This window comes from Flavobacterium sp. UBA6195, from assembly GCF_002422095.1.
Taxonomy (GTDB): domain Bacteria; phylum Bacteroidota; class Bacteroidia; order Flavobacteriales; family Flavobacteriaceae; genus Flavobacterium.
This window is the reverse complement of the sequence record NZ_DITB01000063.1, coordinates 4,812-10,828: the sequence shown is the minus strand read 5'-3', so window position 1 is coordinate 10,828 and position 6,017 is coordinate 4,812. Positions and strand designations below refer to the sequence as shown.

The 6,017-nt window shown below is 30.7% G+C and carries 6 protein-coding genes and 2 pseudogenes; 7 read left to right on the top strand and 1 reads right to left on the bottom strand.

The window, feature by feature from the left end; genetic code table 11:
• From ffh to B4I81_RS05500, 5 genes are all read left to right on the top strand, one after another.
• A partial coding sequence (ffh, locus tag B4I81_RS05520; RefSeq protein ID WP_291108554.1) for a signal recognition particle protein occupies positions 1–1,205 on the top strand: 1,205 nt, incomplete at its 5' end.
• A 127-nt stretch (positions 1,206–1,332) separates the two neighbouring features.
• On the top strand, positions 1,333–2,214 hold the full coding sequence (locus B4I81_RS05515) for a bifunctional 5,10-methylenetetrahydrofolate dehydrogenase/5,10-methenyltetrahydrofolate cyclohydrolase (protein WP_291108552.1): 882 nt from the start codon (positions 1,333–1,335) through the stop codon (positions 2,212–2,214).
• A 220-nt stretch (positions 2,215–2,434) separates the two neighbouring features.
• Positions 2,435–2,881: a hypothetical protein gene (locus B4I81_RS05510; protein WP_291108550.1), complete on the top strand. Its 447-nt coding sequence runs from the start codon at positions 2,435–2,437 to the stop codon at positions 2,879–2,881.
• 139 nt (positions 2,882–3,020) lie between these two features.
• Positions 3,021–3,599 (top strand): DUF6705 family protein, encoded by a 579-nt coding sequence (locus B4I81_RS05505; RefSeq protein ID WP_291108549.1) that lies wholly within the window; start codon positions 3,021–3,023, stop codon positions 3,597–3,599.
• A 50-nt stretch (positions 3,600–3,649) separates the two neighbouring features.
• Positions 3,650–4,252, top strand: coding sequence for a DUF6705 family protein (locus tag B4I81_RS05500; protein ID WP_291108548.1), 603 nt, complete (start codon positions 3,650–3,652; stop codon positions 4,250–4,252).
• Between the two features lie 283 nt (positions 4,253–4,535).
• On the opposite strand, the pseudogene prfC reads toward B4I81_RS05500, so the two are convergent.
• Positions 4,536–4,712, bottom strand: a pseudogene (prfC, locus tag B4I81_RS05495) (peptide chain release factor 3); the annotation flags it as partial.
• Positions 4,713–4,844: 132 nt separating this feature from the next.
• Between prfC and B4I81_RS05490 the strand changes: the two are divergent.
• Both B4I81_RS05490 and B4I81_RS05485 read left to right on the top strand, forming a co-directional pair.
• Positions 4,845–4,949, top strand: a pseudogene (locus B4I81_RS05490) (bifunctional 5,10-methylene-tetrahydrofolate dehydrogenase/5,10-methylene-tetrahydrofolate cyclohydrolase); the annotation flags it as partial.
• A gap of 343 nt (positions 4,950–5,292) precedes the next feature.
• On the top strand, positions 5,293–5,952 hold the full coding sequence (locus tag B4I81_RS05485; RefSeq protein WP_291108546.1) for a hypothetical protein: 660 nt from the start codon (positions 5,293–5,295) through the stop codon (positions 5,950–5,952).
• Positions 5,953–6,017 lie beyond the last annotated feature (65 nt).

The following is a 6,017-nucleotide window of genomic DNA, read 5'->3' as shown; positions in this document are numbered from 1 at the left end:
TTAAAATTGCAAAAGATTTTACTACTAGAGTTAAAGAAAAAGCAATTGGTGAAAACGTATTAACTACATTACAACCAGGACAATTAATGGTTAAAATCGTTAAAGACGAGTTGACCGAATTAATGGGTGGTGATGCTACTGGAATTAATCTTTCAGGAAATCCTTCTGTGATTTTGATGTCGGGTTTACAGGGTTCTGGTAAAACTACTTTTTCTGGAAAATTAGCGAACTTTTTAAAAACTAAAAAGAACAAAAAGCCTCTATTGGTTGCTTGTGATATCTACCGTCCTGCGGCAATTAATCAGTTGCACGTAGTAGGTGGACAAATTGGTGTTGAAGTATATTCAGAACCAGAAAATAAAAATCCTGTTGAAATTGCTCAAAACGCAATCAAGCATGCAAAAGCGAATGGTTTCAACGTAGTCATTATCGATACCGCTGGTCGTTTGGCTGTGGATGAAGAAATGATGAACGAAATTGCAAATGTTCACAAAGCAATTCAACCACAAGAAACATTATTTGTGGTGGATGCGATGACTGGACAAGATGCGGTAAACACAGCAAAAGCATTCAACGATAGATTGAATTTTGACGGAGTTATCTTAACGAAGTTAGATGGTGATACGCGTGGTGGAGCTGCGATTTCGATTAAATCGGTAGTGAATAAACCTATTAAATTCATCGGTACAGGTGAAAAAATGGAAGCTATCGATGTGTTCTATCCAAATCGTATGGCGGATAGAATCTTGGGAATGGGAGACGTGGTTTCCTTAGTAGAACGAGCACAAGAGCAATATGACGAAGAAGAAGCAAGAAAATTACAGAAGAAAATCGCTAAAAACGAATTTGGTTTTGACGATTTCTTAGCGCAAATCCAACAAATCAAGAAAATGGGGAACATGAAAGACCTTGTTGGAATGATTCCAGGTGCTGGAAAAGCGTTAAAAGATGTTGAAATTCAAGATGATGCTTTCAAACATATTGAAGCCATTATTCACTCAATGACGCCAGCAGAAAGAAGCAAGCCTTCAATCATTGATGTGAAACGTAAAAATAGAATTGCAAAGGGTTCAGGTAGAAAAATTGAAGAAGTGAACCAATTGATGAAACAATTCGACCAAATGAGCAAAATGATGAAAATGATGCAAGGTGGCGCAGGTAAAAACCTGATGAAAGCCATGGGCGGAATGAAAGGCATGAGATAAATAAGTTTAAGGTTTAAAGTTTCAAGTTATGAGAGTTTTAAACCTTATTTTTTTAATATACTAACTACTAGTTTTGGGTAAAACACAACTTTTAAACCTGAAACTTTAAACCTGAAACAAAAAACAAATGCAATTATTAGACGGAAAAAAAGTATCGGAAGATATTAAAAATGAAATCGCGGCTGAAGTAGCTCAAATGAAAGCCAAAGGTGAAAAAGTACCTCATTTAGCAGCTATCATTGTAGGTAACGATGGAGCAAGTTTAACGTATGTAGGAAGCAAAGTAAAATCTTGCGAGCGTGTAGGTTTTGAATCGACTTTGATTAAAATGCCTAGCACTACTACAGAAATTGAATTGTTGAAAAAAATCAAAGAATTGAATGAGAATGACGATATTGATGGATTCATTGTTCAGTTGCCGTTACCAAAACAAATTGACACTCAAAAAATCATTGAAGCTATTGATCCAAGTAAAGATGTAGATGGTTTTCATCCTGAAAATTTTGGAAAAATGGCTTTAGATATGTCTACTTTTATTCCGGCAACACCATTCGGAATTTTAGAATTATTAGAGCGATATAATGTACCAACTGATGGTAAACACACTGTAGTTATCGGAAGAAGTCACATTGTTGGTCGTCCTATGGGGATTTTAATGGGAAGAAAAGGTTTTCCTGGGAATTCAACAGTAACCGTTACTCATAGTCATTCTAAAAACATCAATCAAATTACTTCACAAGCCGATATTATTATTTCTGCATTAGGTGTTCCAAATTTCCTAAAAGCCGAAATGGTAAAAGACGATGTAGTGGTAATCGACGTAGGAATTACAAGAGTTGAAGACGAAACTACTGAAAAGGGATATAGAATTGTAGGTGACGTAGATTACGAAAATGTATCTAAAAAAGCTTCATTCATCACGCCTGTTCCAGGTGGAGTAGGTCCCATGACCATTGCAATGCTGTTGAAAAACACCTTGTTAGCAAGAGAGCAGAAGAGAAATAGATAAAATATTATAAACAATATTTGTAACCCAAATTCGAAAGAGTTTGGGGTTTTTATTTGAAAATTTATTAAAATATGCAGAAAAACTACAGCAATGGTTTGTTTAAAGGTTTTTAAATTGCGTGTTGAAAATAGCATAAACTTTATGTTATTTATGAGTTGTAACCAATTTTTGAAGAAAATAATCGAAAAAAAAGAGTGCTAATGATACAAAAAACAAAAAGATGAAAAGAAAAAACATTTCAAAAAGTGTAAAAAAAATATCCATTTTATGCTTTTCGTTAACATTATTAATTTCTACAATTAGTTGTAATAAAAATGATGATAACCCAACTTGTGGATGTAATTCTGATATTAGAGCAACAATACCAGATTCAGCGAACTTAATTGGACAACTTGTTTATAAAAGACAACTTGACCCAAATGATAACTTTTATAACAATAAATTTTGGTTAACTTATGTTGAACCAGATTGCACCAATTGTATTCACCACATGATTGTTTGTAATGAGAATTTTTTATCAACTTTTAACGATGTTAAAGAATTACCTATTGGACAATCCATATCTGTGCAATTTTCTGGACATTTAAAAGAAACTTGCACAAAAAAATTTGATATTTCAAGCATTTCTTACGAACACATAACATTAACTAATATTGAAAGACAATGAAAAACTACTTTTTCTTCATTTTTGTAATAATGCCTTTCGATATTAATTGTTCAAGAAAAAATTTCATTTGTAAATCAAAATGAAAAAATAGAATTTCAAATCTCTAACGAAGAATTTTTTATAAAATTTGATTCAAAAAATGAAAAACTTATTTAAAATACTGATAATGTTATTTATTAGCTTAAATGCTAGCTGCCAAACATTTCCTTTAAAAACTCCAGAATTTGATTGCCCTAATGGGGCTTATTTAAAAGATCTTGATAATGTTTTTCCTTACTGGACGGGTACCTGGAAAGGAATCGTAAACAACAAAGAGTACACCTTTCAATTTGTTTCATTCCCACGTCAATTAGTTTCGTATCCAAGTAGTGGAAATTATCATTATGAAGATCAGTTAAAATGTAAATTTAAAGTTATTGATTTGTCTAACAACCAAATACTTTATAATGATCTATTAATAAACAACATAGAGAATTATAAATTACATCTTGCCAGTTATCGTAGCATTGGTTATATATTTCTATATTTTGACGACCGCAACCATTGTAATAATGTAGCTAGTTTTACACTTATAAAAAATCTTAACAACACAAATCAAGTTACTTATAAAGCATTTGAATATGAAGAATATTTAAGACCCTCAGATTGCCCTTATGCTAATCAATCTGATATTCCTATTTTCTTACCAACCAGTGATTTAATTTTAACTAAGCAATAAATACAAAACCTTAATTCTTTTAACAAGAGTTAAGGTTTTCTACATTTAATATGAAAAATATAATTAAATTTTTAGCGCTATTTCTTATTGTAAGTTGCAAAGCACAAACACCTGTTATAGATATAAGTCAGTCAGAATTAGGTCTTCCTAATGGTTATTATATGAAAGATATATACAATTTATTAAACCCATTTGAAGGGGTTTACCAATACACAAATGGTAATACCTTATTAAAAATAGTTTTAGTAAAAAAAATACAGCAATATAACGGAAAGTATTATGAAGACTTAATTATTGGTGAATACCAATATATTGAAAATGGTATTGAAAAAATAAACACTTTAAACCAAATAAATACTGTTTACTCAAACCAAATAATTCATAAAATAGATGGTAATTTATTAATTAACAATAATGCTAGAATATCACCCTGTACAGATTGTTTACCAAACGAGAAGAGATTACTTGCATCTATAATGGACCCTATTTCTAAAAAGTATGCTGATTTAATTATGCGACGAACCAGTGAAAATAATCAAGAAATCATGAAAATAGTCATCACCCATCCCAGTGCTGGGCCATATATTGAAAGTGAAGGACCAGGTTTGGCTTTTTCTCTTCCTTTAGGACAACTCACTTTAATAAAACAATAAAACCTCTTACAACCGCAGTTTGTAGCAATAGCGGCTTTTGTGTAAAAATAAAAGTCGCTTTGTTTTTGTAAAGTTTGTAACAAAAAAGTTTAGTTATTTTTTATTCCGCTACTGAAATATATATTAGAAACGTTCGAAAACTACCTTTTTAATTATATAACATTATAAATAGTATAGCTTGAGTTATATTCATTTTTGATTGTTAGTTATCTATTTTTGCTGATAATTTTCATGAAAGTGTTAATCACAAAAAAAAGCCATTTCAATCGAAATGGCTTTTTATTTATCTCTTCTGATAATCCGAAGTAAAGAATAATTCTACTGTTGGATATTTCTGTTGGGTCATTTGGATAGAGAAATCGCTATCAGCTAAGAACACTAATTGGCCGTATTTATCATGACCTAAGAACTTTTGCTTCACACGTTTGAATTCGGCAAATTCTTCGTTTTTAGGAAACTCAAAGTTATGCTTTTACATAGATGCTTGTTTCAAGGGGCAGTTTTGTGATACTTTTGACACGGCAATGTAAAATTTAAAATTTAGTTAGTGTATATTTGTAATGGCTTGGTGCTGAAATTGCCACCTGAAAACAAGCCGCAAAACATTACTCCAGTTCCAGGTGGAGTAGGACCCATGACCATTGCAATGTTATTGAAAAATACGTTGTTAGCGAGAGAGCAGAAGAGAAATAAATAAAATATTATAAACAATATTTGTAACCCAAATTCGAAAGAGTTTGGGTTTTTTATTTGAAAATTTATTAAAATAGGCAGAAAAACTACAGCAATGGTTTGTTTAAACGTATTTAAATTGCGCATTGAAAATAGCATAAACTTTATGTTATTTATAAGTTAGCAGAAAATTTTGTAAACGTTGGTTAAAGAGGTTAAAACATCAAATTTTGTTAGGTGCATCTCAAATAAACCATAAAAGAAAAATGAGAATTCTCATTAAGGGTGGTACATTAATCATATAAAATAGTACCTAAAGTTATCATCCTTTGGTAATCCGTCAAATAAAAAAGGGAAGATTAAACATTATGAAAAATTTATTAAAAATTGTAGTAGTGTTGTTTATGACAATACTTACTATTGTATCTTGTGACAATAATGAAACAAATGAAACTATATTAAATTCAACAAATAGAAAGTCTGAACTATATTCTGAATCTGAAATTCTGAAAGTATTGAACAATAATACAGCTGAAGTTGAATGTAAAGGTAGTTGTAATGATTGCACAATGATTGTGAGTTTAGTTACTGGAATTGGTCAATGTGGTTGTAATGATTGTAAGTTAGTTATTTCTACAAGACAAAGTAATGGGAATATTAATGAAGATATTAAAGATAAAGAAAAATTAATTCAATCACTGTATAATCTTGATTTTTTTCAAAGTTCTTATACAAGATTTTTAGAATATTCTGAAAAAAAATATGGTGTTAAAGCAATAAAAAGCGAAGGCATTGAGTTTTACTCAAATGATGATGTTATTGCTGTTTTGTTTAAATTTAAAGACACTAAAGGTGAATTACAATCTGTAATGTACTCTCAAACTATTAATACAGAGGGTAAAGTTTTAGGACCTAAATTTGAAATTGATTGCACTGGTAGTTGTGGTTGTAAAGAGCAATTTAATTTTAATACCGGAACAGCGTCATGCTCTTGTGCTGACTGTGTAATGACAGTTACTCAAATTTAATAATAAATCTTCTGCTAACCGCAGTTTGTAACAATAGCGACTTTTGTGTAAAAATAAAAGTCGCT

What these genes read in the sequence shown, in the direction of transcription:
- B4I81_RS05485 (WP_291108546.1), top strand. Translation starts at nt 5,293, where the DNA reads ATGAAAAATTTATTAAAAATTGTAGTAGTGTTGTTTATGACAATACTT.
- B4I81_RS05505 (WP_291108549.1), top strand. Translation starts at nt 3,021, where the DNA reads ATGAAAAACTTATTTAAAATACTGATAATGTTATTTATTAGCTTAAAT.
- B4I81_RS05510 (WP_291108550.1), top strand. Translation starts at nt 2,435, where the DNA reads ATGAAAAGAAAAAACATTTCAAAAAGTGTAAAAAAAATATCCATTTTA.
- B4I81_RS05500 (WP_291108548.1), top strand. Translation starts at nt 3,650, where the DNA reads ATGAAAAATATAATTAAATTTTTAGCGCTATTTCTTATTGTAAGTTGC.
- B4I81_RS05515 (WP_291108552.1), top strand. Translation starts at nt 1,333, where the DNA reads ATGCAATTATTAGACGGAAAAAAAGTATCGGAAGATATTAAAAATGAA.